At 40.6% G+C, this 25,353-nt stretch carries 27 protein-coding genes; 15 read left to right on the top strand and 12 right to left on the bottom strand.

Features of this window, described 5'->3' with window-relative positions; genetic code table 11:
* Positions 1-62: 62 nt before the first annotated feature.
* Positions 63-1,751 (bottom strand): D-lactate dehydrogenase, encoded by a 1,689-nt coding sequence (gene dld, locus ACKLNX_RS16425; RefSeq protein WP_412973351.1) that lies wholly within the window; start codon positions 1,749-1,751, stop codon positions 63-65.
* A gap of 110 nt (positions 1,752-1,861) precedes the next feature.
* Positions 1,862-3,187: a ribonuclease J gene (locus ACKLNX_RS16430; protein ID WP_411693625.1), complete on the bottom strand. Its 1,326-nt coding sequence runs from the start codon at positions 3,185-3,187 to the stop codon at positions 1,862-1,864.
* A gap of 344 nt (positions 3,188-3,531) precedes the next feature.
* On the opposite strand from ACKLNX_RS16430, the gene ACKLNX_RS16435 reads away from it, so the two are divergent.
* From ACKLNX_RS16435 to ACKLNX_RS16505, 15 genes are all read left to right on the top strand, one after another.
* Positions 3,532-4,197 carry a response regulator gene (locus tag ACKLNX_RS16435; RefSeq protein ID WP_411693624.1) on the top strand — a complete coding sequence of 222 codons (666 nt, stop codon included), beginning with the start codon at positions 3,532-3,534 and terminating at the stop codon, positions 4,195-4,197.
* 2 nt (positions 4,198-4,199) lie between these two features.
* Positions 4,200-5,576, top strand: a complete 1,377-nt coding sequence (locus ACKLNX_RS16440; RefSeq protein WP_412973129.1) for an ATP-binding protein — start codon at positions 4,200-4,202, stop codon at positions 5,574-5,576.
* Positions 5,573-5,944: a cupredoxin domain-containing protein gene (locus ACKLNX_RS16445; protein ID WP_412973130.1), complete on the top strand. Its 372-nt coding sequence runs from the start codon at positions 5,573-5,575 to the stop codon at positions 5,942-5,944. Before ACKLNX_RS16440 ends, ACKLNX_RS16445 begins: the two co-directional genes overlap by 4 nt.
* Positions 5,938-6,771, top strand: coding sequence for a high-affinity iron transporter (locus ACKLNX_RS16450; RefSeq protein ID WP_412973131.1), 834 nt, complete (start codon positions 5,938-5,940; stop codon positions 6,769-6,771). Before ACKLNX_RS16445 ends, ACKLNX_RS16450 begins: the two co-directional genes overlap by 7 nt.
* Entirely contained in the window at positions 6,768-7,475 is a 708-nt protein-coding gene (locus ACKLNX_RS16455; RefSeq protein ID WP_412973132.1) for a hypothetical protein, read from the top strand. The genes ACKLNX_RS16450 and ACKLNX_RS16455 overlap by 4 nt, the downstream gene beginning before the upstream one ends.
* A 4-nt stretch (positions 7,476-7,479) precedes the next feature.
* Positions 7,480-8,175 carry a heparan-alpha-glucosaminide N-acetyltransferase gene (locus ACKLNX_RS16460; RefSeq protein ID WP_412973133.1) on the top strand — a complete coding sequence of 232 codons (696 nt, stop codon included), beginning with the start codon at positions 7,480-7,482 and terminating at the stop codon, positions 8,173-8,175.
* 58 nt (positions 8,176-8,233) lie between these two features.
* The gene (locus ACKLNX_RS16465) at positions 8,234-8,722 is read left to right on the top strand and encodes a TlpA disulfide reductase family protein (RefSeq protein ID WP_412973134.1); all 489 of its coding nucleotides are present in this window, start codon (positions 8,234-8,236) and stop codon (positions 8,720-8,722) included.
* A gap of 83 nt (positions 8,723-8,805) precedes the next feature.
* Positions 8,806-9,000, top strand: a complete 195-nt coding sequence (locus tag ACKLNX_RS16470) for a DUF4266 domain-containing protein (protein WP_411693894.1) — start codon at positions 8,806-8,808, stop codon at positions 8,998-9,000.
* Entirely contained in the window at positions 8,991-10,301 is a 1,311-nt protein-coding gene (locus ACKLNX_RS16475; RefSeq protein WP_412973135.1) for a DUF3570 domain-containing protein, read from the top strand. The genes ACKLNX_RS16470 and ACKLNX_RS16475 overlap by 10 nt, the downstream gene beginning before the upstream one ends.
* Before the next feature lie 123 nt (positions 10,302-10,424).
* The gene (locus ACKLNX_RS16480; RefSeq protein WP_412973352.1) at positions 10,425-11,294 is read left to right on the top strand and encodes an FAD:protein FMN transferase; all 870 of its coding nucleotides are present in this window, start codon (positions 10,425-10,427) and stop codon (positions 11,292-11,294) included.
* 402 nt (positions 11,295-11,696) lie between these two features.
* Positions 11,697-12,359: an ABC transporter ATP-binding protein gene (locus ACKLNX_RS16485; protein WP_412973136.1), complete on the top strand. Its 663-nt coding sequence runs from the start codon at positions 11,697-11,699 to the stop codon at positions 12,357-12,359.
* 39 nt (positions 12,360-12,398) lie between these two features.
* Positions 12,399-13,373, top strand: coding sequence for an HlyD family secretion protein (locus ACKLNX_RS16490; RefSeq protein ID WP_412973137.1), 975 nt, complete (start codon positions 12,399-12,401; stop codon positions 13,371-13,373).
* Complete coding sequence (locus ACKLNX_RS16495; RefSeq protein WP_411693614.1) at positions 13,366-14,349, top strand: HlyD family secretion protein; 984 nt, start codon at positions 13,366-13,368, stop codon at positions 14,347-14,349. Before ACKLNX_RS16490 ends, ACKLNX_RS16495 begins: the two co-directional genes overlap by 8 nt.
* The gene (locus tag ACKLNX_RS16500) at positions 14,346-15,563 is read left to right on the top strand and encodes an efflux RND transporter periplasmic adaptor subunit (protein ID WP_412973138.1); all 1,218 of its coding nucleotides are present in this window, start codon (positions 14,346-14,348) and stop codon (positions 15,561-15,563) included. The genes ACKLNX_RS16495 and ACKLNX_RS16500 overlap by 4 nt, the downstream gene beginning before the upstream one ends.
* On the top strand, positions 15,560-16,816 hold the full coding sequence (locus tag ACKLNX_RS16505; RefSeq protein WP_412973139.1) for an ABC transporter permease: 1,257 nt from the start codon (positions 15,560-15,562) through the stop codon (positions 16,814-16,816). Before ACKLNX_RS16500 ends, ACKLNX_RS16505 begins: the two co-directional genes overlap by 4 nt.
* 35 nt (positions 16,817-16,851) lie before the next feature.
* Here ACKLNX_RS16505 and ACKLNX_RS16510 read toward each other — a convergent pair whose 3' ends face one another.
* The 10 genes from ACKLNX_RS16510 to ACKLNX_RS16555 all read right to left on the bottom strand — a co-directional run bounded on the left by ACKLNX_RS16510 (position 16,852) and on the right by ACKLNX_RS16555 (position 25,339).
* Positions 16,852-18,642, bottom strand: coding sequence for a putative 2OG-Fe(II) oxygenase (locus ACKLNX_RS16510; protein ID WP_412973140.1), 1,791 nt, complete (start codon positions 18,640-18,642; stop codon positions 16,852-16,854).
* Positions 18,643-18,730: 88 nt separating this feature from the next.
* Entirely contained in the window at positions 18,731-19,285 is a 555-nt protein-coding gene (locus ACKLNX_RS16515; protein WP_412973141.1) for a molybdenum cofactor guanylyltransferase, read from the bottom strand.
* A gap of 209 nt (positions 19,286-19,494) precedes the next feature.
* Positions 19,495-19,983 carry a DUF4253 domain-containing protein gene (locus tag ACKLNX_RS16520; protein ID WP_412973142.1) on the bottom strand — a complete coding sequence of 163 codons (489 nt, stop codon included), beginning with the start codon at positions 19,981-19,983 and terminating at the stop codon, positions 19,495-19,497.
* Positions 19,984-20,880 (bottom strand): tetratricopeptide repeat protein, encoded by an 897-nt coding sequence (locus tag ACKLNX_RS16525; RefSeq protein ID WP_412973143.1) that lies wholly within the window; start codon positions 20,878-20,880, stop codon positions 19,984-19,986. It abuts the gene before it with no gap.
* Positions 20,881-21,053: 173 nt separating this feature from the next.
* Positions 21,054-22,055 carry a hypothetical protein gene (locus ACKLNX_RS16530; protein ID WP_412973144.1) on the bottom strand — a complete coding sequence of 334 codons (1,002 nt, stop codon included), beginning with the start codon at positions 22,053-22,055 and terminating at the stop codon, positions 21,054-21,056.
* Between the two features lie 18 nt (positions 22,056-22,073).
* Positions 22,074-22,664, bottom strand: a complete 591-nt coding sequence (locus ACKLNX_RS16535; RefSeq protein ID WP_412973145.1) for a hypothetical protein — start codon at positions 22,662-22,664, stop codon at positions 22,074-22,076.
* Between the two features lie 36 nt (positions 22,665-22,700).
* On the bottom strand, positions 22,701-23,246 hold the full coding sequence (locus tag ACKLNX_RS16540; RefSeq protein ID WP_412973146.1) for a hypothetical protein: 546 nt from the start codon (positions 23,244-23,246) through the stop codon (positions 22,701-22,703).
* Complete coding sequence (locus ACKLNX_RS16545) at positions 23,246-23,653, bottom strand: hypothetical protein (RefSeq protein ID WP_412973147.1); 408 nt, start codon at positions 23,651-23,653, stop codon at positions 23,246-23,248. Before ACKLNX_RS16545 ends, ACKLNX_RS16540 begins: the two co-directional genes overlap by 1 nt.
* 20 nt (positions 23,654-23,673) lie before the next feature.
* Positions 23,674-24,597 (bottom strand): hypothetical protein, encoded by a 924-nt coding sequence (locus ACKLNX_RS16550; RefSeq protein ID WP_412973148.1) that lies wholly within the window; start codon positions 24,595-24,597, stop codon positions 23,674-23,676.
* Between the two features lie 175 nt (positions 24,598-24,772).
* The gene (locus ACKLNX_RS16555; protein ID WP_412973149.1) at positions 24,773-25,339 is read right to left on the bottom strand and encodes a hypothetical protein; all 567 of its coding nucleotides are present in this window, start codon (positions 25,337-25,339) and stop codon (positions 24,773-24,775) included.
* Positions 25,340-25,353 lie beyond the last annotated feature (14 nt).

The following is a 25,353-nucleotide window of genomic DNA, read 5'->3' on the forward strand; positions in this document are numbered from 1 at the left end:
TTGTTTTGTTTAATCATACTGTTAGCCCACAAAAGCCTTGATTTAAAAAACCGTTGCCGTGACTACAAACAACACGCGCAATTTCGTTTCGACTTTTCCATTTTACCAATACCCGGATTGAAAGTGTTTGTTGGGTCTAATGCTTGGTAAAAAGCCTTTAAATCTGACTCAGCCTCATAAAGATGGCCGACATTATGCTCCGCTGGATACTTAGCGCCTCTGCTATTCAGCAAAGACAACATTTGTGCTTTGATTTTCGCAGCATCTGTACCTTTCTTCAAAATATAATCTTGGTGAAATACATAACAAAAGAAATGCCCGTAGTAGAGTTTCTTATCTATTTTCTCATCTATTTCTTGCGGCAACTTTTCGAACCAATCTAGTTCATTCCGGGGTAAAGCTATATCTAATGCAAGAACGTCACCAAGCTGTTTTTCATACATTGTATGGTACCTAAGTGCGGCTCCCGCTGCGGCAAATCGATGCAGATAGGCGCATTTAGATTCATTTTCGTCACACACCATGAAACTACCTGTTTTTGAATTTGCGAAAAACGTCGATAGAAACGACTCGGCTTCAGGGATACCTTGGTCGCTCATTTTTAAAATGAGGTGATGTTCATATTTTTCTCGGTATTGAAGCAGACGATCGGGTAAATGCTGGGGAAATAGTCGACTTATAAATTGCAGGCACTTATCCGATAAAGATGAAGGTAGAAAACTCAGTTTATTAAAAAATGCATCAAGGCGACCTTTAAGTGCAAACATTCGTGGCAATTTTGCAGTACCTAAATGAAGAACGCTAAGAAAAGTATCCTTTCCATATTTTTGCGAAACATCAAAGATATCTCTATGCATATACTCACCAACTTCTGGTAAATGCTTAAAAGTAGATAATATTCGCCGCCTTAGTTCCGTTAATTCCTTGGTATTGTTTGTCCCGATATAAAACGTTTGCTCACGTTCTGAAACAGGGTAAGTATCCAAGCGAACCGCAAACACCGCTATCTTTCCAGCACATCCACTGGCTTCATACAGCCTGCGTTTATCAGCATTAAATCGACTCGGTGAATTAGCATCTACATCTCTAATTCGTTCAACATATTCTTTATCGGATGCCATTCGAATTGTTTCGACAATTGACTCTTGTGCAAACTGGCCATGTTGAAGATTATTAAGAACTTCCTCTGGTGAATCGCCCAGTTCAATACCCAAGTGATTAACTAGACATAAGTCTCCATGCTCGTTAACTTGTGCGTATATTGAAAGCTCAGTGTAAGCAGGCCCTCTTTTCACTAATGCCCCACCAGAGTTGTTTGCGACACCGCCGACAATTGAGGCACCAAGACAAGATGAGCCTATAATTGAATGAGGCGCTCTGCCTATTTTAGTCAATTGCTGTTCAAGTTGATGCAAAGTAGCGCCAGGGAGGCTGACTACTTGCTTTCCAGCGTTGATCAAGAAAAGCTGATCAATCGCCAGAGTATTAATAACAATCACTGGACGGTCATATTGATCGCCGCTAGGTGTAGAACCTTCAGTTAGCCCAGTATTTGCAGCTTGCATGACAATGATGACATTGCACTTTACGCAAACTTCGATGCATTGCCATAGTTGCAAAAGGCTTTGTGGAAATAAAACGGAAAGCGCACTGCCACCGCCCGAGCGCCAACCTTTTCTAAAATGGGCATTGGTACTAGGATCGGCTTTGATATCATTTGCTGACAAAAGACCGCTAAGTTCTGCAAGAATTTGCTCGTTCGTAACAGGCTTAGTTAAGCGATTATTTGCGTTTGATTTAAACGTGTACTTATCTAGCTCCACTGTATTTTCACAATCATAAATTTTATACGCTCTCGCTTTTATCTCATTGCTCTGAGGGACTGATTAATTTCAGTAATATCTATCCTACCGACTTTCACCGCTCGCTCAACTAATTTCACCTTAGGGGCTATTTGAAATAAGTCCCCATTAAGCCCAAGCAATTGTTCTGGTACACCTTGAGCTCTCGCGATTAATGCATTCGCTTTCAGATGCTCAGGTTCACCATGCACAGGGATCGCAACCTTCGGCGAGACCCAAGCATACATATCACTCAAGTCTTGTTGGTTGGGATGTCCAGAAGCATGAATGGTGAATTCAGAATCATTGGATTGAATTACATTGAGCCCATTACTCTTGAGTTTTTCAACCATGCTGTCAATGGCTTTTTCATTGCCCGGTATAGTGATTGAACTAAAAATAACGGTGTCACCACTTTCTGCCTCACAATCAGGGTGATTTGCAGCAGCGAGTCTTCCCAAGGCAGCACGCGCTTCCCCTTGACTCCCAGTTGCGACCAACAACACTTCATGTTTTGGTAAGTAAGCAATATCTCGTCGATGAGCGATTTTAAGTTCGTCTGGCCAATAAGCAGTTGCTCTAGCAATGCTGTACATATTTTCTAGCGAACGCCCTAACAAAGCCATGTATCGTCCAGTTTTGGCGGCAACACGGGCTAAACTAATTAGGCGTGCGACGTTACTACCAAAACAAGTAACAATGACCCTGTTCTCACATTTTTGTATCGTGCGCAGGAGGCCTAATTCACAATCGCCTTCAGATGTTGAATATCCCTCTCGTAAGGCATTCGTAGAGTCGCATACCATTGCTGTAGGTTTTAATTTAGCAAGCTGTTGGAAGGCTTCAGGTTGAAATGCATCATCGGTGATTGGGTTAAAGTCTATTTTCCAATCCGCAGTGTGAAATATAGAGCCTACCGAGGTTTGTATGAACAGTGCCTGAGCATCGGGCAAGGAATGCGTTATCGCCATCCAAGTAATTGTAAATGGACCAACATCAATGGTTTGTCCTGATTCAACAACGATTATTTGCACTTGTTCAGCGATATTTGTCATGTATAGCTTTCTGCGCAATACTTCAGCGGTAAACCTCGTTGTATAAATGGGACATTTGAACTTAGTCCATAACGCTGGCACTGCGCCAATGTGATCCTCGTGCGCATGTGTGATCACAATTCCGCATAAGTTTTCTTGTCTGTTTTCAATGAACAAAGGATCAGGCGCGACCATATCAAACAGCTTTGCAGACGGATTTTGATCATCTACACGATCTAATGGCGCTCTAAACGTTACGCCACAATCAACCATAAGCCATTGATTGTTGTGACCATACAAATTCATATTCATGCCTATTTCTCCAGTTCCTCCAAGAGGTAGGAAAAATAATTCTTTGTCAGATGGCCTTATATCTCGAAAATAGTTAATAGAAACCTCACGTTAAATTAGAGAATACGCTAGTTGAAAGAGTCCGTTAGTTGAAACAGCCCGTTTGTGCAAGCAATAGCTATTGGTTAAACATTCATAACATAGACCTCTAATCATCAAGAAAAGTATTCGAATGTGTTGTTGACCAATGCGCACTTATTAAATTTATTACGTTAACTTTCGGATAAAGTGCTCAATAAAAGCTTAAGCTTCACTTAAGGATTCAGCTATAGTATTACAATATTCTCTATTAGAAACCTGAATTTATGAGATTATTGCTCGTTGAAGATGATGCCCGCCTAGCTGAAGAGCTCAGTAAATCACTGCGTCATAAAGCATATGCGGTTACTCATGTTGCATCCGCAAAAAGTGCGCTAGATTCTCTAGCCACCAATGAATTTGCGATGATGATCCTGGATCTGGGATTACCGGATATGGATGGTATTGAATTGTTAAAAATAGCTAAAAAGAAACATTCAAACTTAGCTATTATTATTCTTACTGCTCGTGACACCACTACCGACAAGATAGATGGATTGGATGCGGGAGCTGACGATTATCTTGCTAAGCCTTTTGACATTGAAGAGTTGCTCGCTCGATTAAGAGCAATGGAGCGACGATTCGGTACAGCAAGCTCTTCTCTAATAGATATTGGTGAAGTTTGTCTAGATATCGCTTCTCATGAACTAGATGTAAATGGCGATAAAATTGAGCTCCCCCGACGAGAGTTTATGTTACTCAAAGCATTGATGGAAAATCATGGTAGGATTCAGAACAAGCAACATCTTGAACAAACACTGTATGAATGGGGCGAAGAAGTCAGTAGTAACGCAATTGAGGTACATATCCACAACTTACGAAAAAGACTACCTGACAAATTTATTAAGACTATTAGGGGTGTTGGCTATAGCGTACCAAAGCAAGCTAGGTAATTATGTATAGCATTAGTAAACAGCTTACTCTATTACTGATTTCAACTTTAACACTCGTTATCTTCAGTGCAGCTATCCAAGGCTATCGTTCCAGTACTGACATTTCGAGCAGAACATATGATGATGAGCTGAGGATAATTGCGCAAGGCCTAGTCCCAATAGCATCGAATTGGGATGTCATTACTAGTAATAAGCACCTAAACCAAAAGCCCCAAAACAGCACTCCACAGGCATACTCAAATAACAATCAAAACAATGTTGAATTTGCTTACCAAATCATCATCGATAATGTCAGTGTTTTTCGCACTGAAAACGCCCCTTTGAAATTAATGGGAGTATTGCAACCAGGCTTCTCGGATGTCAGCTTTTCAGGTAAACGTTGGCGATTGTTTTCATTAGAGTTTGCAAGTGATAAATGGATATTAGTCGCACAGCAACGGAAATTGCGCGGCCTGATTGTTGAAGAGATGATCCTAGCAGCGGTAAAACCTATTATTTGGGTAATGCCATTTTTGGCCTTACTTATATACCTCATTACAGCGAGAAGCTTAGCACCTTTAAAACAACTATCGAATGAATTGCAAAAGCGCCAATCGACTAATATGTCTCAGTTGATAATCAGCAATAGAAGTACAGAGCTTGAGCCTGTTATCAATACACTGAACTTGCTGTTCTCTCGCTTAAGCTCCTCATTTGAACGTGAGCGCGAATTTGTATCACACGCGGCTCACGAGTTACGCACTCCCTTAAGCGTGATGAAAATAAACTTGCATAACCTGCAAAATAATTCTGATGACTTAAATAGCGATCTACCTAAACTCCAAGAAGATGTTGAACGAATGATTCAGGCGGTCAATCAGTTATTAATGCTAAGCAAGACGAACCCTGAATTACTTCAACGAGACAAAGAAAAAGTCGACTTGCTCTGCATATGTCAAAACGCTATTAGTGATTTATATCCGCAAATTGAACAAAAGCAGCAAAGCATTGAACTATTAGGCGAGAGTCAATTTGTATTCTCAAAACCCTTTTTGATGCAAACCCTTATTTCAAATCTCCTAACAAATGCAATTAAATATTCTCCAGACCAAGGCGATATTCGAGTTGAGCTTGGTCAGACACAGCACAAAGTGACTCTACAAATCGAAGATTCGGGACCTGGCATACCAAACTCAATGCGTGAGAACGTGCTAAAGCGCTTCTATCGTACTGATGACGCAGTGAATAAGGGGATTCTAGGCAGTGGTCTAGGTTTAACTATTGTGGCGCAAATACTTGCAACGAACGGTGGCTCCCTTACTTTCTTGGATTCAAGCTTAGGTGGGCTACTAGTTCGGGTTGAGTTCCCCATAGTCGATGATGTGATTCAATCACCATGAACGTAAAATACTATTCTCAATTACTCATTTTTTTACTCTGCACCTGCGGGAGCATAGCGAATGCCGATGCATCAAATGTAGTGACTATCAATCTCCAAAATCATATTTTTGAACCCAGTTCGATTACTATTCCTGAAAACACCAAAATCAAACTAGTGATAATTAATCACGACCCTTCACCCGAGGAATTTGATAGTTTTGATCTTAACCGAGAAAAAGTAATTTTTGCAAAGTCCAAAGCCGTCTTGTTTATTGGTCCTTTGCCTCAAGGCAACTACTACTTTTTTGGAGAGTATCACCCAGAAACGGCGCAAGGAAAAATTGTGGTCACGGATTGCAAAGCTATTGAAGGTGGTGAAGCATGTTGATCAATAGCCTTCTACTGTTTATAGAAGAAACCTTAGCAATATTTATTCTGTACTCATATATTAGTGCTTGGCATTTCTTAGATAAGCCTGAGGTCACTTTAAAACTACTCAATAAACAGCTTAGTAACAAAGAAAATCCAATCACCAAGGCATACAAACTCGGTCATCATGCTTCTTATACGCTTGCCATTATTATAGGTATTTTATTCAGTGCCGTATTCACTCAATTTAGACCATCGTTAGGAATGCTATTCGACGGTGTTGGATACGAAGTGTTTCTCATCCTCACAACATGTGTTTTTGTCGCCAGCGTTCTTTTAGCATTTGGTAAAAGAAGGTTTATTCGCCCGCAAGTTTGCTTCGCATTCAGTCTATTTTTAATTGTCATTCCCCATGCTAGTGACTTTATAGTATTTTTGTCATCAGTCACGCAGAGCAACATGCATGCAAGTGTTTACGCGGGAATAAGCGTTGGTTTAGGCATTTGTTTTAGCATTAGCTACCTACTCTACTTTCTCTTTTTGAATGTAAATAAGGTATTGCCATATCAGCTTGCCGTTTCGTTATTTTTGTCGGCACAACTTAGTAACATTGTCGTCATACTTCAGCAAATCGATGTTCTATCGTCATCACTTCCCCTGTGGAATACGAATTATTTCGTTGAAGACAAAAGCGAATTTGGCCAGTTTTTTCATGTCCTTTTCGGATATGACGCTACACCTACACTGCTCTATTTGCTGGCTTTAACATTCTTTACTTTCATCATCCTAGGCTTACTAGTGAAGAGCCCTTATGGTAGACAAACGGCTCGCGGAGTTGCTCAATGAAACACACAGTCCATATTATTATCGTCATTTGCATTCTCTTAGAGAGTCTTGCAAATTTCGCAAATGCCAGTGAGGGTGTGGATAAGGTTTACCATCCCTATGTTCTTCCCTTTGAGCGTGAGTTTGAGTGGCGCTTTAGTTCACGTAAAAACGATGATGGAAATGCTCTCCTGCAGCGATTCGCATATGGCCAAGCGATTTCCGAATATGTGACGGTTGAAGTTTATCTTGTTGGGGAAAGAGACGAGGAAGATAACTTTGGATTACATTCTTATGAAGTCGAAACTCGTTGGATGTTAACCGACCAAGGTGAATATTGGGCAGATTGGGGAGCCTTGTTCGAACTTGAAAAAGGACATGAAAGGGACAGCTGGGAAGTGACAGCTGGTTTACTTGCTGAAAAAGAGTTTGGTCGCACAAGCTTAACCACTAACTTCCTGATCACACAAAATTGGGGCAGTGATTCTATAGAAAAATTACAAGGCGAATTTCGACTAAAATACCGTTACCGCTGGATTCCTGAAATTCAGCCCGCTATTGAAATCTATTCAAGCAAGGGCTTCTTAGGTATTGGACCAGCATTTATGGGGATCAAACGCTTTGATGGACAACAACAACTAAAATGGGAGCTAGGATTTATTGCCGGCTTGAATGGTGACTCAAGTGATCATACCCTAAGGTTTGCCTTAGAGATGGAGTTTTAGTTGTTTGAGTAATCGAATATTTAGTATCGATGTGCTGCGCACATTTGCCATTGTGCTTATGGTGATATTTCACTTCATCTACGATCTGAAGTTCTTTGGATACGTTGATTGGGACACGCCTGATGGTGATGGTTGGAGAAGTTTTCGGCACCTTATACTAATTTCATTTTTTATCTGTTTAGGGGCATCCCTTCATTTATCATATAAACGAGAAATAGACTGGCGAAAATTCACAAAGAGGCTTGTCCAGATTTCATTGAGTGCATTAGCTATCACTCTAGTGTCATTGCTTACTGTGCCGCAAAATTATATCTACTTCGGTGTTCTTCATTTTATTGCGGTCGCTAGCCTTATCTGTATTTACTTTGCTAATAAGCCACGTATTTCCCTTCTCATCGGCCTTTTTATTGTGATGATATTTAACATGAACTGGGTTTCAAGCTTGTGGCCTTTCACTCATATTCGTGAAAGCTTACCGAGATATTCGAATGACTATGTTGGTTTATTTCCATGGTTAGGCACTGTATTCATTGGTATTTGGTTTGCTTCCACATCGTTTCTTAAAAATGACCCTCTTAAACAATTCAATAAACACGCTTGGATTGCATGGCCAGGTAAACACAGTCTAGTTATTTATCTAGTCCATCAACCTTTGTTTTTTATTATTTTTGGCGCTATAGCATATTTAAGTTCTAGCTAAGATTTCCTTAAGTTTCGCATTTTACACTGAGTTCACCTTAATAGAGTTGAGCAGCCGTATGCGAACTAGTTTAGTCATTTTATTATTCATCCCTCTTTTATGCAGTGCTACTTTCGTTCATGCGGAAAACGCACACAACTTTACCCTTGATGACTATCGTTCTAACAGACAATCCGTGTCACTAAACGATTTTAAAGGCAAGGTAGTCTACTTGGATTTTTGGGCAAGTTGGTGCAAGCCCTGTCGCACGTCCTTTCCGTGGATGAATCAAATGCAGAAAAAATATAAGGCGCAGGGGCTCGAAGTCGTTAGCATTAACCTAGACAAAGACAAATCTTCAATTGCTGCGTTTCTTAAAAGCTACCCATCTCATTTCAAAATTTTATTGGACCCCAAAGGTAGTGTCGCTTCCGCTTACGAGTTACTGGGTATGCCCACGAGTTATTTAATTGATAAAAAAGGCGTTTTGCGCAAAACACATACAGGCTTTTTTATTAAAAACAAAGCACAGTACGAAAAAGAAATTATCGCTTTATTATCTGAATAGGAGCAATCAAAGTGAAAACAATAAATAAATCAGCGACAAAACCGACGAGACACTACCGCAAGAAATACTTCTATGCTTTCTTCATGATTGCTTTAACTCAATTAGGAGGATGTGCAAATTTAGGTGTGCAACCATGGGAGCGGGACCTACTCGCTAAAGATGAAATGGCTTTAAATTCTGATCCCGTGGAATTAGGTCTTGATGATCATATTTACTTCAGTAAAGAGGCGACCAGTGGTGGCCGCTCGTTTGCTGGTGGAGGTTGTGGATGCAATTAAGTAAATCGAAAAAAATTGCGACTTTGTTAGCAGGCGCAACTTGTACATTGTTGAATACCGGCGTTCAGGCTCAAGAAGCCAAGTCAGAAAACGATTGGAAATTTGATACCGCAATCCTTTATTACGGTGAGACCGATCGTGTCAGCCTTTTTGAAGGTGTATTTAGCGCAAGTAAAGATTTTGGCGACCAACACATATTCAACACTAAGATAGTCGTCGACACGCTCACAGGTGCTTCTGCAACTGGCGCTGTGCCACAGCCATCAACTCAGACATTCACAAGACCATCGGGTAATGGGCAATATACAGTTTCACCCAATGAATTGCCCCTCGATGATACTTTTCGTGACACTCGACTCCAATTAAGTGCGAATTGGAGCCAGCCTATTCAGCAAGATACGCGCTTAAATTTTGGCGGCAATATATCTCGTGAGTACGACTATTTATCGGTTGGTGCGAACGTATCGGCAGAACGTGATTTTTATAACAAAAACACAACTGCCTTATTTGGCTTGTCGTATCAATTTGACAGCATCGACCCTGTTGGCGGCCGCCCTATTCCGCTATCAACAATGGTAGTCGATACAGGACAATTTGGTGCAGGTGAAGTTGGTGAAGAGGCCTTTGAAGACGCCTTTAAACAAACTCGTATAGACGGTTCTGACGATAAATCGACAATTGATGCCTTGTTTGGCCTTACTCAGGTGATCAACCGTAGAATGCTTGTGCAGTTAAACTACAGCTACTCAAATAGTAGTGGCTACTTGAATGACCCATATAAGCTATTAAGTATTGTGAATTCGAACGGTGAAACTCAATCTATTGTGCATGAAAACCGTCCAGATAGTAGAGCAAAACATAGTGTTTATGCACAAACAAAATATGCTTTTGATAACGCAGTTGCTGATGTTTCTTATCGTTTTGCAAGCGATGATTGGGAAATTCAATCGCACACAATTGATTCTCGATTACGCTATAAATTAAATGAGTCGGACTACATTCAACCTCATCTTCGTTACTATCAACAAAGCGAAGCTGATTTTTACCGTCCCTATTTAAATGAGGGAGAAGTGCTACCTACTTTCGCTTCTGCAGACTATAGACTTGGCGAGATGACAGCTATTACAGTTGGACTTAAATATGGTCATAAAATGAACAATGGTCATGAGTGGGGAGTTCGAGCCGAGTACTATCAACAAGATCCAAAGAACGCAGGATATGAAGATATAGGCGTTCTTGCTTCTCAAGATTTGTATCCTAGTGTGAAAGCCTTTATCTTACAATTTTCTTATAAATTTTAGTAAAAGGCAGCCATGAGCGATAAAACAGCCATGAGCGATAAGGCAGCCGTGAGCGATAAAAACCCCTTATCCAATTGGAAAATAAAGGCTGCCGACGATCATTACGTCGGCAGCTTCTTTTGCATGGCTAGCCCATGTGAAATATTAATAGACACCCACAATCTATCTCTTGCAAGAAAGCTGATAGAGCATGCCGCCACAGAAGCATTTCGCATTGAAAAAAAATACAGTCGCTACCGCGATGACAATATTATTTATGCCATTAATAATGCTCAAGGACGTTCAACTGCTATCGATATGGAAACGTTTCAACTGCTCACTTTTGCCAATACGTGTTACGAACTAAGCGATGGGATGTTTGACCTTACGTCCGGCGTATTAAGGCGCGTTTGGAAATTTGATGGTTCAGATAATATTCCGCAGCAAAGTGCTATTGAGGCACTTATGCCATATATCGGATGGGATAAAATTAGCTTTGATGAACAAACAATCAAAATGCCCTTAGGTTTCGAGCTTGACCTCGGTGGCATAGGTAAAGAGTATGCCGTAGATTGTGTCGCGAAAATTTGTAAAGAGATAGCGCCCGCTGTTTCTGTACTTGTTAATTTTGGGGGAGACATCCAAGTTACGCTGCCAAAATCCAAAGGACAATATTGGCAAGTTGGCATTGAGATGCCAGTTCAAGACTTGGCTGAGGAAGGTACAAAAAATAGTTTATCCACTCAGTATCAGACAGTATTAGTCCGAATTGCCCAAGGAGGACTTGCAACTAGTGGCGATGCTAATCGTTACCTAATGCGAGACAATGTGCGTTATTCCCATGTTTTAAACCCGAAAACGGGTAAACCTATTAGCAACGCTCCCCGCTCTGTAACAGTTGCAAGCGAGCATTGCGTTCAAGCAGGCTTGATGGCAACTCTCTCTTTATTACAAGGAGATCAGGCCGAACAATTTCTAAAAGAACAAAGTGTGACTCATTGGTGTTATTGGTAGATATGCATTATGTGATGTTCTGTTTATGAAATGTGTAGTTTATAAAATGTGTAGTTTATGTAATGTGTAGTTATAACTTCAAACCAAGCTACTCCAAATGAATTTTATTAGTAACAAATTTCATCAATAATAATTCTCATTATTTCTATATTGATTCTGCGCTCTTTATACTGCACTCTTTTTCTGCTTTCTTTTTTCTTTGAAATCTTTTCTAACAAAAATTAATCATTTTTCTTTTACTCGACGTAAAAGCTCTGTTCCAATAGAAAAATGATAGACAACATTTGGTTTATCAATAATATGACGCAACCTAGATTAAAGTTGGATAGTTTCTTATCTATCTAAGTTGTTTATTTAACATGAAATCAGACAACACAAGACACAAGGAAGTATCAGAAAACGATGATTGAACTTCACTCCATCATAAAACAGTTTCAAAATGGCGAAGAAACTGTGACTGCCATCAATGACGTTTCGCTGACTATCAAACAAAATGAATTCGTCGCGATTATGGGCAGTTCTGGCAGTGGTAAATCAACTCTTATGAATGTTCTCGGTTGTTTAGACACGCCGACGTCTGGCAAATATGTTTTAGACAATCAAGATGTTGCGAGCCTAAGCGACGACGAGCTATCACGTATTCGTAACGAGCATATTGGCTTTATCTTTCAAACCTTTCACTTGTTACCGAAGTTGGACGTGATTGAAAACGTCAAGCTTCCACTTCGTTATTCTAGTATCAGCACGGAAGAAGCGAATGAGCGTGCCTTAGACCTAATTGAACGCGTTGGATTAAGTCATCGCAAAAACCACAAACCAAATGAAATGTCGGGTGGTCAGAGGCAACGTGTTGCTATCGCAAGAGCCTTAATTAACAAGCCAAGCGTTATACTAGCCGATGAACCTACAGGCAACCTAGACAGTAAAACATCAAAAGAAATCATGCACTTGCTAACTGAACTACATCAAGCTGGGCAAACTATCGTCATGGTGACTCATGAAGATGACATCGCATCGTTTGCGCAGCGAACTATCAATATGAAAGATGGCAAGATAATTAATTAATATGCAGGCCTTAATTCGCATGCAAAGGAATTCAATCTGATGAAAAGTATGACAACATTTTCACTAATCGGTTTAGTAATACTCGCCCTTGCCCATCCGGTAAAAGCGGAGCTCGTGCTAACGGGCCAAGTGAGTTCATCTGCTAAACAGGTCGTTAATGCCCCACAAGCAAGTCGATGGCAAATTCAAATTCAATGGATGGAGGAAGAAGGCACGATCGTGAATGAAGGCGACATTATCGCTGTATTTGACGGCTCAAACGAGCAAAGTCGACTTGATCAAAACATTGAGTCTTTAGAGCGCCAAGTATTAGAGCTTGAGCAACTTAAAATGGAACAAGACAGCAAATTCCAAGAAGCTCAAGGCAGCTTAAGGATTGCTGTGATGCGCGTTGAAAAAGCTCAGATTGAAGCCTCTGTGCCTGCCAGCGATGTAAGTCAATACGATAAAGGGCAATATGATCTTGCTTTGCAACGCGCCATGTTGGAGCAAGTTAAGGCTGAGGAAGCACTACGTAGAGCAGAACAAGAGCGTAAAACTGAATTACAGAAAAAGAATATAGACATTCAGAAAACCGAAGAGGAAATTGCATATCTGGAAGGTTTACTCGCCAAAATGAGCGTAGCCGCTACGATGACAGGACCAATTTCTTATTCGATGCATCCATGGACGCAACAAAAAATTGCTGCAGGTAACAACCTTCAACCGAGTTGGAAGGTCATGGATGTGCAAGCCACCAACAATTTTCAGATAGAAACATGGATACATGAAATTGATGCCGTCGATTTAAATGATAAGACAAGCGTAAAATTAGTGATCGATGCATTCCCGAACAGATCTTTTAAAGGGCAGATTGAATCTATTTCAAGTCAATCTGAGAAACGCGCTCAATGGAGTAAGAGTTCGTACTTCCCTGCTATTATCAAATTCACCGAAACTCCTGACATCAATCTGTTGCCAGGTATGAGTGTCAGAATTCACGTAGCTAACAGTGAGGATAAGACCAATGCGTAATTCACTAATTGTTATTGCCAGTATCTGCCTGATAAGCGCGTGTGGTAGTGAAACCAATGAGGTTTATAAGCCAAATACAGAAAATGTGATTAAAGCACCTGCTGAGTTGGTTTCATTACAGGAAATTACAATTGGCCCCCCGAATATCAGACGTATGTGGAGTTTCAAGATTGAATACATTGCGAGAGAGAACGCCATCGTTAAGCCCGGTGACACATTACTTCGCTTCGATGGGCAAACTATCCGTAACGATTTACTAGGGCGCAAAAGCGACCTTGATGCAGCTGTAAAAGAAGCAGAACAACGTAAACTCAACAATGAAGCAAAGCTCAAAGACTTGGAACTCGACTTAGCCGAAGCCAAAATGAACGAGGACAAAACCCGGCGCAAGGTCGAAATAACCGATGCTTCTCGTTCTCAAATAGAGCGCAAAAAGCAACAAGCTGACTTCAAAATTGCGAAAGAACTGCATATTCAAGCCAAGAATCGTGTTGAACAGCACAAAGAAGAAATGGCGATCAATGAAAAAGTACAGCAAGCACGCATTGATAATCGCTCTGTAAGAGTTAAGGAGCTACAGGACAGTTTAGAGAAGTTAACCATCAAATCGCCAAAAGATGGCATGGTTATTTATTTAAATTGGAACGACGAAAAGCCTGCAGTGGGTGATACCGTTTATATGGGGGCCACTTTAATGACCTTACCTTCTTTGGACAAGATCTCAGTGAAAGTTGAATTCGATGAATCGCACACGGCAATGGTCAATATTGGGCAAGCAGTGAAAGTTACGTTAGATGCCTACCCAGAGCGTCCTTTTAACGGCACGATCAGCGAAATTGGTAAAGCTTTCAGAAATAAATCACAGCGTAATTTGAAAGTCGTTTTTGATGCATGGGTGACTTTAGATGATATGGACACAGGTATCATGCGTCCCGGAATGAAAGCAAACGTTGAACTTGCGCAAGGAAGTGTATGATGAATTTATCTCAACTAACTAAATTACTTGGCTTGTGTGCGGCACTTACTTTTCTGGCCGCCTGTGAGGAAGAGCAGTCATCTATTCCTACTTATCAGGTAAAAGAGAGAGATTTTAATATTTCGGTGAGTGCTTTCGGCGAAATCGAAGCTGCGGAAGCGCAAAAGATCGCCTCACCTGGCAATCAACCTATGACCCTAGAATGGCTCGCACCAGAAAACTCAATTGTACAAGCAGGCGATGTCATTGCGCGCTTTGATGCCCAACGTATTATCAAAGACAGCCGCGAAGAAGAATTGGAAATGCTCAAACTTCAGCAAGATATGAGTAAGAACAACGCCATTCAAAACCAACAGCAGAAAGACATTGAGTCAGATCAGACTTTTGTAAAACACGAGTTTGCTTTTGTTGACCGTTTTGCGATTGATGACTTGCGCATATATTCTCAACTAGAGATTATCGATACTTTACAGAACAGAGACTTCCTAGAGGCAAAAGATGATTTCTTAGAATGGAAAGAATCGAGCATTGATCAACAACACGAAAGTGAATCTGCTGTTCTCAACATCAGAAACAGCGGCCACGCCGCTAAATTTAAGCGCTATCAGCAAGCTTTATCTAAGCTTGAAGTTGTCGCGCCGTACTCAGGTTTATTGATTTATGAAAAAGATCGTCGCGGAGAAAAGCCTTCGGTAGGTCAAACCGTATTTCCAGGTCGACCTATAGCTAACATTCCAAATTTAGATAACATGCAAGCCCGCATATTCGTACTCGCGAATGATGCGATTGACTTAGCCATCGATCAGAAAGTAAATATTCGTCTTGACGCTTTCCCTGAACGCCTCTTCACTGGCAAGGTAAATAATGTGGCTGGCTTTCCCCGCTCAATAGAACGAGGCAACCCAGTAACCTACTATGAAATAACCGTTTCACTTGATGAGCAAGATAAAATGCTAATGCAGCCGGGTCGTAAAATCAGCGCTGACATATTAGTAAAAGAGCCAGAGCCAAGCTTAGTGGTGCCGCTACAAGCCATTCATCACGACGAAGGTAAGAGTTACGTGTATTTAAAGTCTGGCTCTGAGTTTTCTCGCAGCGAAGTCACTAGTGGAAGAAAAAATCAATATTTAGTTGAAATTACCGAAGGCGTAGCTGCAGGTGACGTAATTGCCCTGAGTATTCCAGAATCCAACACATCAGGGAAGCCATCATGATCAAGAAGTATCGCGTTCTGCTAGCGGATGCCATTGCGGAATTATCAGCCCAGAAGCTGCGTACATTCTTAACACTATTAGGAATGATATTTGGTGTTGGTGCGGTCATTGCAATGTTAAATATAGGCGAAGGTGCTGAGCGCCAGGCTTTAAAATTGATAGATTCCATGGGCGTTTACAATATTATTATTGAAAGCAAGGAATACCCGAGTGAGGAGCTCGTCGAAATTAGGGAAGAAAGTTTAGGCCTTTCCATGGGTGACATTAACGCAGCTCTTGCTACCCTGCCCTTCGTAGAAGGTTATAGCGCAAGCAAAAAGATAAAAGTGCATGACATTTACAGTGATTTCAGAAAGTCTCAGGCAGAGGTGCTTGGTGTAACGCTGAGCTATTTCGAACATGCCAATCTGAAATTATCGGCTGGTCGCTTGTTGAATAAAAGTGACAACGACAAAATTTCACAAGTATCCGTACTAGGCTTTGATGCTGCCATGGAATTATTTCCAGAAATGGCAAATAACACCGAGGACATGCTAAACCAGTACGTGAAAGTCAATCATGTGTGGTTAAAAATTGTGGGTGTGTTGAGCCCGCCGCCGGGTGATAAAAATGAATTTCAAGGCGTCAAAATTGGAGGAGATCGCTACAGAATATTCTTACCTCTTTCCACGAGCGTTCAAAAGTTTTCCAACGACCTACTTACCAGTGAATTAGATAGCGTTAAGCTAAATATTGCCAAAACCAGCGATCCAGTAATAGCGTCGAAAGCCGTTGAGCAATTAATTCAACTTCGCCACGGTGGTCTCGAAGATTACACCTTGGTGATCCCCGCTGCTTTGCTTGAACAACAAAAACAAACACAACAAATATTCAATATTGTAATGGCGTGTGTTGCCGGCATTTCCCTTTTAGTCGGCGGTATAGGCATTATGAACATCATGCTAGCAAACGTAATGGAAAGGACCAAAGAGATTGGTCTACTCAGAGCCGTTGGCGCCACTCAGGAAGATATTAAGCAGCAATTTATCGCAGAGAGCTTCGCGATATCTGTATTAGGAGGCATTCTAGGGATTGTTTTTGGACTTGTTCTGTCCGAAATTATTGGTTTCTATTCTGGCTGGGCGGTTAGCTGGTCTATCCCAGCAATCTTCCTATCACTTAGTATTTGTATGATTGTGGGCGTTGGCTTCGGCGTTTTCCCTGCAATCAAGGCATCGAAGTTGAATCCTATCGATGCCTTACACAGTGATTAGTTAGAATGCTCAGTTAGAGTGCTCAGTTAGAGTGATTAGTTAGAGTAAAGCGGCTCAATATCACAAATAATAGTGATACGTTCTCCCGACTTATCTTCAGTCAACTCAGTGGGCACTGTGCCATGCCAGAAATAGGCAGGGAAAATAACTAACTTCCCTGGTTCTGGGCAAATGTGCTTATCTACCGAATTCTCTTCCGTTTTATCTAAACCCGATTGACCAAAGGTAAGCCAACCTTTTTTGTCAGGATCATTCGCGTTAGTGCTTTTTGGCACTTGAATATAAAGACAAGCTGACAGCCAACCTTTAGGGTGAATATGATTTACGTGATGTCCACTGCCATGCAAGCGCACTGACCAGTTGCCAGATAAATAAAAGTCATCACTCTTGCGTTGCAGAAATGGATGATTTGGGTCCGTTGGCAATTTATTTAAGTAAGCTTTAACAGCATTGCTCATTTGTTGTTTTAGCGCATCCATTAAAGGATGCTCACTCGATAGCACCTTGCCTGTCGTTTGTGTACCTTTGCGAACGCTTTGATCAAGTGGGTTATTAATCTCGCCGTGTAAATCTCTGCAGTACTCAACCAAGTTTTGCCATGCATCTGACTCACCAACTTGCTCGACAAAGGCTTGTTGAATATTTTGCTGGTCTACAAAGTGTTGATAATTATAGAGCCATTGATAATGTTCCGCTGAAGCTAATTTCCAAACTGAAGCCAAATACGCTAATGTTTCTTGGTTAAAGGGTTCAAGCTGTGTAGCGGTCTGCAACAAGGCGTTAGCTGAATTATATTGCTTCTGTTTAATATGATAAACCGATTTATCAATCAAGAATCTTGGGTTATGTGGTTCCATCTTCAAACAATTATCTAACGCGACTTGCGCCTTTGCATCGTCATTTAACCTAGTATAAATAACCGACGAGAGATGCAGGATCATTGGATGACTCTTGAGCTCACTTGGCATTTTATTTAAAGTTTCCAGCGCCTTATCATACTGCTCTGCAATAATTTGCATTTGAATTTTGCTACTTTGCATTTCCAGGTGGGTTGGAATGTGATCTAGCATTCTGTCATAGGAGGTAAGGAAGTTTTCTAGGTCTTTACACTCCCAAAATACTTTGTTTAAAAATTCATGTGCAGCAATATTATCAATCTCTAGATCAATCACCTGCCATAAAACATCGATTGTGGCCGCAAAATCTTGTTTGTCATAGTGTAAACCCGCCAAACACATCAGCGATTGAACATCCTTTTCATCAAGCACAACAGCTGTCTCTTCGGCACTCTTCAAGTCACGAATGCTGCGTAGGACATTCGTTCTGGTCATCACCAAATTATGTGCGGTACTGCCAGTACTGTTTTTAAAATTATCTAAAAGTGCTAAGGCTTCTTTGGATTGGTCTGTTTTATCCAACAACCTTGCACAGAAATCGACGCATTTCGTATACGCCTCGTTCATTTTTATATACTTCTGCAGAACCGAGATAGCCAATCGTGTTTGCCTTAATTGATCAAGGCAAAAGGCATAATTAAATACCGTATTTGGGTTTTGTAAGCTTTGCTCAGACAGGTCAGCGTATAAGCCTTTGGCTTCTCTAAACTGCCTCTGAAGCATTAGCCATTTTAGATGTAACAACAACACAGCATCATCTTTACCATGCAGTTCATATGCCTTAAGGATCACATCTAAAGCTTGTTGCATATCTGCACTTTGAATAAGCAGGTTCACTAATTCTTGCCTGAGCGCAAAATCCTGTGGTGCCTGTTCTAGCTTTTTCTGTGTTGAGCTTATATTGCTGAGTAAGGGTGATTGAATTGTCATTAACTTCTTTTCCTAAATATTGTTTTCTCACGATTGATGTTCGCTGTTACTGCAATAAATTGCTGAATGAAGCTACCATCGTCAATCGCTACGGACGCATTTCCTGCAAAGTCTGGATTGCGTCTTCTAATTCTTGTGGTGTATTCACATTAGTAAATACACTTTCATCTTTAACAGCAAGCTCGCCAACTTTGTCAGCTTCAATTAATTGCTTGATTGACATCCCTTTTACACTTTCTAACAACTGACATTGCGCGAGTACGTTGTCGCTAATATACAAACACAATGGCATGGGATGTCGCTTAAAGATATAAGTGCATTGATGATTCAAGGACTGCTCTAATAATTGAGATAATACATTAGAACGCATGAGAGGCATATCATTGGGTATTATTAGTACAAGATCCCCCTCTTTTAGCGACAAATTCACAATAGCTGAATAAATGCCACCCACAGGACCTTTATCTGGGAATATATCTGAGAAGCCCTCCGCGGATCCGCTAAGCACAACCTTGTCTAGCTTCAGAGAATTTAACAAGCTCATACTATGCTCTAACATAGTCGAACCGCCGACCTCAAGTGCCGCCTTATCTTTTCCCATCCTTGACGACTTACCGCCACTTAGCACTAATCCGATTTGCAAAACTACTCCAGTGTTTATTTTGCTTGATTTTATTCTATCGCAAGCGCAGTTTAGGAGCTATTTTTAAACACTATGTATTGGCAAACGAAAAAATGTTTTTCAACGATATCTTGTTCAGATTTAAAAATGATCAGTCAAAACCTTACGTATAGCTTTTCGTTTTATGACGCAGATGCGACAGGCATGATTGCTAAGGTGTTTATAAGGCATCAGTCCCACCATAGGTAAATGGCCTTTTCAGCCTGAAGATAATCACTAATATCTGATATTTCACCTGATCCTTGGTCTACAATATCGGGGCAAAATTCATAGACTTCTTTGGCGAACAGCTTAAGATCTTTCGGAAGCTCTTTTACAGTTATCTGTATGGTATCTGTCTCCGCCTGCCATATGTCTATAGTGTATTTTCTATCCCAAGATTGAAGTTTTTCTATTACTTTTTCGTTGGTTATATCGTAGTTAATGCCATCGCTTTTAGCTGCTCTCAAAATATCGAATTTATCATCAGACATAAGTACAACAAGCTCAACACCAGAGATCTCATCTTTAGACAAATTTCTAGTTGTCCCGACAAAAGCCATTGTCCCTTTCGGTAGCTTTTCCCTGACTTGAAAAAGTGCCGCTTTGTAGTTCTTTTCCGGTATTATTACAGAAATAGCTTCCGCAAATTTAGCCCTTCCAAGAAAAGTTCGTGGCAATTACTCTAGCGATTCACTCTTCTCTTTTTTGCATCTCAAAAAGACTCCCTCCAGCTCCGTTTGGGCTTTGGTTTTACAACGAATTTTTAGTAAGCGTTCTGCGTGAAAGTCACCAATACTTATATCCGCGCCAGCAGCCTCAAGATACCAATAGATTGCTTTGTCTTCATCACGAATATCGGGGGTGGCAGACTCATAAAGTTTGCCTAACTGCAGATATGCCCCTTCATTATGATTGTTAGCTGCTTTTGTATACCACTGAAGCGCAAGCGCATAATCTTGCTCTATCAATCTATCATTAAAGTAAATATCACCTAGACTCTTCTGCGCTCTATCATCTCCTTGATCCGCCACTTTGGTATACCAAAAAATCTTTTCACGAACATCGGCCGTATTTGTCGCCATTTTCAACTGTGCAGCGGGATGACCAGAATCAGCAGCTTTTCGATACCATTCAAATGCTAGTTCATTATTCTTTTCGACACCTTTACCATCAAAATAAAGGTTACCTAAAGAATATTGTGCACCTGAATGCCCTACTTCCGCGGCTTTCAGAAACCACTCTGCCGCAACCACATAAGCCGCCTCTTTCTTGCGCCCAGTAGAAAATAATTTCCCAATTTCAAATTTAGATTCAAGATGGTTTTGTGATGCCGCTTTGGAAAACCAATCATATGCTTTTGAATTGCTTTTGCTCACGCCTAAACCAGCCGCATACATCAATCCTAAATGATGCTGAGCCTCATGGTTCCCTTGCTTTGCAGCAACATTAAAATACTTTGCCGCTTCAGTATAATTTTTTGATGCATATGCATGTAGGCCACTTTCCAAGTTGTTAGCTGATAGGGCAGAAACATGAAGTAGCAATAGAGCAAACAGGAATGTACGAGTAAACATTAAAAAATCCTTTGTGATTAATATTTATATTGGATAATTGAGCATAAGGTAAGCTCCGTACCTTTACGACATAGTAAAGAACTTATGCATCCGTTTCCATATTTTCACTAAATTTATAAGTTCTAACAAATTAGATAGCAAAAATTTAGATGTCATTGGGCGACTTACTCTTGTTAAATATAACACCCATCCGGCGAAATAAACCATACATCATCAATCGTTTTATCGTTTAATTTAATACCCTTTAATCCCACTCTAGAACCTTGCAAGAAGTACTGAGCTTTAAAAGAACTGAGTTCGGTACTTCCAAGATGAATAGCAATTTGTGCTGATAGCTTGGCATCTAGTTCAACCGGGAAAATACGCACTGCACGACTTCCCTGCCCGTAAACAGTTAATAGATTACGCTCGTAAGAACTCAGATAATCATGCGCCAGGCGCAATAGCTCACTGGCTTGAAATGACGTTCCCATTTTTTTATTCGATACTGTCTTCGAAGATAGCACCATCAGCTTATAAACTGTTTGCTGTGGCTTTGCGCGATGTGAAATCGCTTGGTAAGGTTTATTATGCGATGTAACAACACCAAATTGCATATTCTCACATCGATACATATGATTAAGGAACGCCTCTTTAGCTGTATTTCCCTTCGGCAATAGGAATTGAATATTGTGGTTTTCTAGTTCTGACAACTGCTTCATAACCGCTTTTTGTTGTTCTGGATCTACAAGCTCGTTGACCGCTGAAGCTGTCATTTTAGTATCCTTTCTAGCTTCTAATTTATTGTTGTCATTACCTGCTGCCGTGGCCAGCGCTTCATTTTCAAGTGATAGTATTTTGGGCTCTCCTTTGGCTTTTGAGGCAGGCACTATCTTATTAACTGATTGAGCTTTCTTTAAAAAACTATCTACCATCTGATGTTGGCTAATTTGCGGTACAGGAGGCAACTGTATTGGCACTAAATTATTTAACGCTTGCGGCTTTTGCGATAAGGATATTTTTGGGACATGCTCTTGAGTGTCATTCGCAGCATAAACAACATCAAGAAGCCAAACTGTTAGTAAAGCGATGATTAGACAGCCCATTCGATAATGCCACACGAAAGCCATTACCGAGTTTAGATTGGACTTTACATTGGATATGAGCTTGGTTTGCTGAGCTTTATGAATAATCATAGTTTTATAAGGTTTCTACTAGCGGCTAATGGCTTGCAGAGCAGTCAATTCCATGCGTTGTACAACTTCCTGTAGGCGCGCTTGATGTGCTAGTAGACGTTGCCTTACATCGGTTTGGCTTTGCGATTGCGATGCTTTCTCTGTTGGCACTGCAGCTAAAGAGCCATTGTCGCCAGACACAGGAGTAACTGCAGAAACTGTCGAAGCAAAGCCAGTGGCCATTTGTTGTTTTGTAGAGTCTTGGTCTTGCTTAATCATTGATGTATCTGATTTTTCAATGGTGCGTCCTTCAACTTGGTCTAAATAAGCTGATTCTCTTATTAAAGCAGAAAGCTCAGAAAACTGTTTCTGTGTCTCCTCAAGCTGACTTTGTAATAGTTGTAGCTGCTTGGCTTGCTGACTATCATTCATCATTTTTGCGAAGGTATTTTGCAATAAATGCTCAGCTTTCATTCTCTCCATTTTCAATTGTTCAGAAGTCACAGGCTCAGCGATTAAAGAATGTTTTGTTTTATTCAACCATTGCTGACCATAAGAGGTTTGCAATACTAAATATATGAACGCGCTTACGCTAAATATAACGAAGGCTATTTTCCGGATTGAAGTCATAAGTTCACCTCTTTAATTCGACAGTACATGAAAAAATTAATTTGACCTAAGTTGAGGTCTCACCATGCTAATACTAAGTAACGCTCGACACAGGGTTGCTGCAGGCAATCCAACAACGGTTGTCATAAAGGCCATCGAGAACTGTTGAGTCAAAACCCCAATCACCTCGTTAACGGTATCTGGTGTTAAGCTTTGTTTGGACAATGTTCCTATCCCAACACTGATCCCTAACAAGGTAAAAGTCAGTGCAAGCGTAGACATGCCATTTGCTGCTTGTTGTCCTACTTCAAACCAAAACGTTCTTTGTGCTTCACCAAGGTGCCTTTTATTTACCAGTGCTAAGGCATAAGTTGCACACAGAATTAAGGGGAAAAACAGCACCAAGAAGCCATAGCTAAACACTTGTTCCACGTAGGTCAGTAAGTCGATAAGCGTCATATTGGTCATGTAACTTGCTAGCGCGAGCAGGATGGCTGAAGCGCCTAACATTTTGAAGATAATGGGGATCAGTTTCTCAACCCTAATAATGCTAATGTCCTTTTCACTGATCTCAGTCACTATATCTGTGTTTGCAGCATTCATTATCTATATCCTGCTTTCGCATTAAGCACACTATCGTTGGTAACGTTAACCACAGTTAACCACTGAGTCATCGCATTCACATTATTCTCTGCGCCAGCATGAACTAAGAAGGTCTTGTCATACTCTTTAAATGCATTCTTAACCATCGAAGACTGAGTCATTAATAAACGCTCATCACGCAATACCATTCTTTCCATGTCTGCTAGTTGGCGCTGTCTTTGTAACAAGCGCTGGTGTTTTTTCTGGCTATCTATATTTATGTTCAAAAAATCAGATATTAAGTTTGCCCGTTCGCGCTCAAGGTTTTTTAAGGTAAATAATTCATTTGCGGAAACGATCGTACTTGTGCCAAAAATGAATAAAGTGATGAACGTCATTTTTAGATAAAGCTTGATTAAAGTTTTCATAGTTTTCTCTTTCTCTTAGCCTATAGGAATAGGTCAGTTGCCTGGCTTGGTTTTGTAAAATTATTAATGAGTTCACCATCTTCGGTTTCTTCGTATGCCAATCTGAATTCAATTGACTGCGCATCAAGTGCGACTAACTTCGCCATATAACTGATCATTAGTGCTTCTTGGTCAAGCAAGGACTGGTCGCTAGCAGCTTGCATAAGCAATTGTCTTACATATTCTTGCGCACTCACTTCAACACCATCGATCATAGGTGCAAGCGAGGATTGATGTTGACTTATGGCCTGTTTCAATTGCTCTATTTTTCCTAAGTTCATGGCAAATTCATCAGCATAAGGGCTTTTCTTATCGAGATGGTCACTCAATAGTGTGGCATCAACTTGTGCGATAACGCGGTCCATACGTTTCTTCGCTTCCTCTTGCTTAGCTCTCAGTTTTTGCATATCTAAGTTTGCGCTAGAGTTTTGCTGATGAAATAACTTCCTCAAAACATCTTCGTATAGATACTGTTTTTTATTCAAAGCATCTTGCCTTAATGATTGGCTCAATTGCATGTCATCTAGATAACTCGATTTGATTTGCACTAAACTAACGCGCTCTTCTATCAACTCAGTTTCCGCAGCATTAGCCAGCAAGCTTTGTAGTGCTTTAATTTTATCGCCTTTTTGTGCAATTGAGCTTTCAAGGCTTAGCAGTTGATTAGCTAAAGGCGACATCTCAAAGTCTTGTTGAATGCGTTTTTCAATCAAGTTAGCGGGTAACTTTATTAAGGTTTCTGAAGCCACGGGTTGCCAATCTTGTGTCGCGTTGGCCGTGCTTATAAATGAAGCCAATAAAACAAAGAAACAAGCAAACACGTGTGTAGACGAGAATGAAGCTCTGTTATCTGCTTTCATTTTATTTACACGCTTAAACGCGCATGTTGATATTAAATTTTTCATCTTTTTAACCTTTCAATCTTTATGATTAATGAAGTGCTGATTTTAATTACAAAGGCTGTTTTCAATCTCGAAGCCAGCTTTTAATTGCTAAGCCTTTTACTAATTGCGAAGCCGTCTATTAATTCCTAAGCCTTTTACTAATTGCGAAGCCTTCTCTTAATTCCTGAGCCTTTTACTAATTGCGAAGCCAGTATTGTTGTCGCTTCAACTCGGTTCGCAAACTTGAATTAATATTGAGTGTTTGTAATTCGTGTGCGCTCAAAGTCTGAAATTTAAGTAAAGCAACTGCGGTATCGACGAAGGATGTGTAGTCTGCAAATAAGAGGTCTTGTTTTGGAAATTGTTTGCGGAAGCCCGTCAAACTTTGTTCGGCCAATTGGGTTTCACCCGCTTTAATGTAATTCACAACTGCCAATGCACTTAGCTGCATCGCATTTTGACTATCGGGGTGTTGAGGATAGAAAGACTTATTTTCAATACATCGAGTTGCAGCCTTCGCCAAAGCGAGTTGCTGAGCAGCATCGGCTGAACTTCCTATGCTATTTTTACGCTGTACTACTTTTGAATAGCAATTTGAATCGAGACGATCAATGTTATTGCGCTCGATTTCGGTCTTAGCTATTGGAACTGCAGCAGCCATCTCATTTTTGTTGCTCTCTGTTATATTGCAAGCCGCTAACATCAATACGGTGCTTGCAATCGCAACTTTGCGGAATTGTATCGTTAATATCTTAAGACTCATTTTAAACTCCCATC

Source organism: Glaciecola sp. MF2-115, assembly GCF_047250385.1.
Classification (GTDB): Bacteria; Pseudomonadota; Gammaproteobacteria; order Enterobacterales; family Alteromonadaceae; genus Glaciecola.

Excerpts from the sequence above, each read along its gene's own strand:
- ACKLNX_RS16430 (WP_411693625.1), bottom strand. The coding sequence starts at position 3,187 with ATGAATATGAATTTGTATGGTCACAACAATCAATGGCTTATGGTTGAT.
- ACKLNX_RS16435 (WP_411693624.1), top strand. The coding sequence starts at position 3,532 with ATGAGATTATTGCTCGTTGAAGATGATGCCCGCCTAGCTGAAGAGCTC.
- ACKLNX_RS16440 (WP_412973129.1), top strand. The coding sequence starts at position 4,200 with ATGTATAGCATTAGTAAACAGCTTACTCTATTACTGATTTCAACTTTA.
- ACKLNX_RS16445 (WP_412973130.1), top strand. The coding sequence starts at position 5,573 with ATGAACGTAAAATACTATTCTCAATTACTCATTTTTTTACTCTGCACC.
- ACKLNX_RS16450 (WP_412973131.1), top strand. The coding sequence starts at position 5,938 with ATGTTGATCAATAGCCTTCTACTGTTTATAGAAGAAACCTTAGCAATA.
- ACKLNX_RS16455 (WP_412973132.1), top strand. The coding sequence starts at position 6,768 with ATGAAACACACAGTCCATATTATTATCGTCATTTGCATTCTCTTAGAG.
- ACKLNX_RS16465 (WP_412973134.1), top strand. The coding sequence starts at position 8,234 with ATGCGAACTAGTTTAGTCATTTTATTATTCATCCCTCTTTTATGCAGT.
- ACKLNX_RS16470 (WP_411693894.1), top strand. The coding sequence starts at position 8,806 with ATGATTGCTTTAACTCAATTAGGAGGATGTGCAAATTTAGGTGTGCAA.
- ACKLNX_RS16475 (WP_412973135.1), top strand. The coding sequence starts at position 8,991 with ATGCAATTAAGTAAATCGAAAAAAATTGCGACTTTGTTAGCAGGCGCA.
- ACKLNX_RS16480 (WP_412973352.1), top strand. The coding sequence starts at position 10,425 with ATGGCTAGCCCATGTGAAATATTAATAGACACCCACAATCTATCTCTT.
- ACKLNX_RS16485 (WP_412973136.1), top strand. The coding sequence starts at position 11,697 with ATGATTGAACTTCACTCCATCATAAAACAGTTTCAAAATGGCGAAGAA.
- ACKLNX_RS16490 (WP_412973137.1), top strand. The coding sequence starts at position 12,399 with ATGAAAAGTATGACAACATTTTCACTAATCGGTTTAGTAATACTCGCC.
- ACKLNX_RS16495 (WP_411693614.1), top strand. The coding sequence starts at position 13,366 with ATGCGTAATTCACTAATTGTTATTGCCAGTATCTGCCTGATAAGCGCG.
- ACKLNX_RS16500 (WP_412973138.1), top strand. The coding sequence starts at position 14,346 with ATGATGAATTTATCTCAACTAACTAAATTACTTGGCTTGTGTGCGGCA.
- ACKLNX_RS16505 (WP_412973139.1), top strand. The coding sequence starts at position 15,560 with ATGATCAAGAAGTATCGCGTTCTGCTAGCGGATGCCATTGCGGAATTA.
- ACKLNX_RS16510 (WP_412973140.1), bottom strand. The coding sequence starts at position 18,642 with ATGACAATTCAATCACCCTTACTCAGCAATATAAGCTCAACACAGAAA.
- ACKLNX_RS16525 (WP_412973143.1), bottom strand. The coding sequence starts at position 20,880 with ATGTTTACTCGTACATTCCTGTTTGCTCTATTGCTACTTCATGTTTCT.
- ACKLNX_RS16530 (WP_412973144.1), bottom strand. The coding sequence starts at position 22,055 with ATGATTATTCATAAAGCTCAGCAAACCAAGCTCATATCCAATGTAAAG.
- ACKLNX_RS16535 (WP_412973145.1), bottom strand. The coding sequence starts at position 22,664 with ATGACTTCAATCCGGAAAATAGCCTTCGTTATATTTAGCGTAAGCGCG.
- ACKLNX_RS16540 (WP_412973146.1), bottom strand. The coding sequence starts at position 23,246 with ATGAATGCTGCAAACACAGATATAGTGACTGAGATCAGTGAAAAGGAC.
- ACKLNX_RS16545 (WP_412973147.1), bottom strand. The coding sequence starts at position 23,653 with ATGAAAACTTTAATCAAGCTTTATCTAAAAATGACGTTCATCACTTTA.
- ACKLNX_RS16550 (WP_412973148.1), bottom strand. The coding sequence starts at position 24,597 with ATGAAAAATTTAATATCAACATGCGCGTTTAAGCGTGTAAATAAAATG.
- ACKLNX_RS16555 (WP_412973149.1), bottom strand. The coding sequence starts at position 25,339 with ATGAGTCTTAAGATATTAACGATACAATTCCGCAAAGTTGCGATTGCA.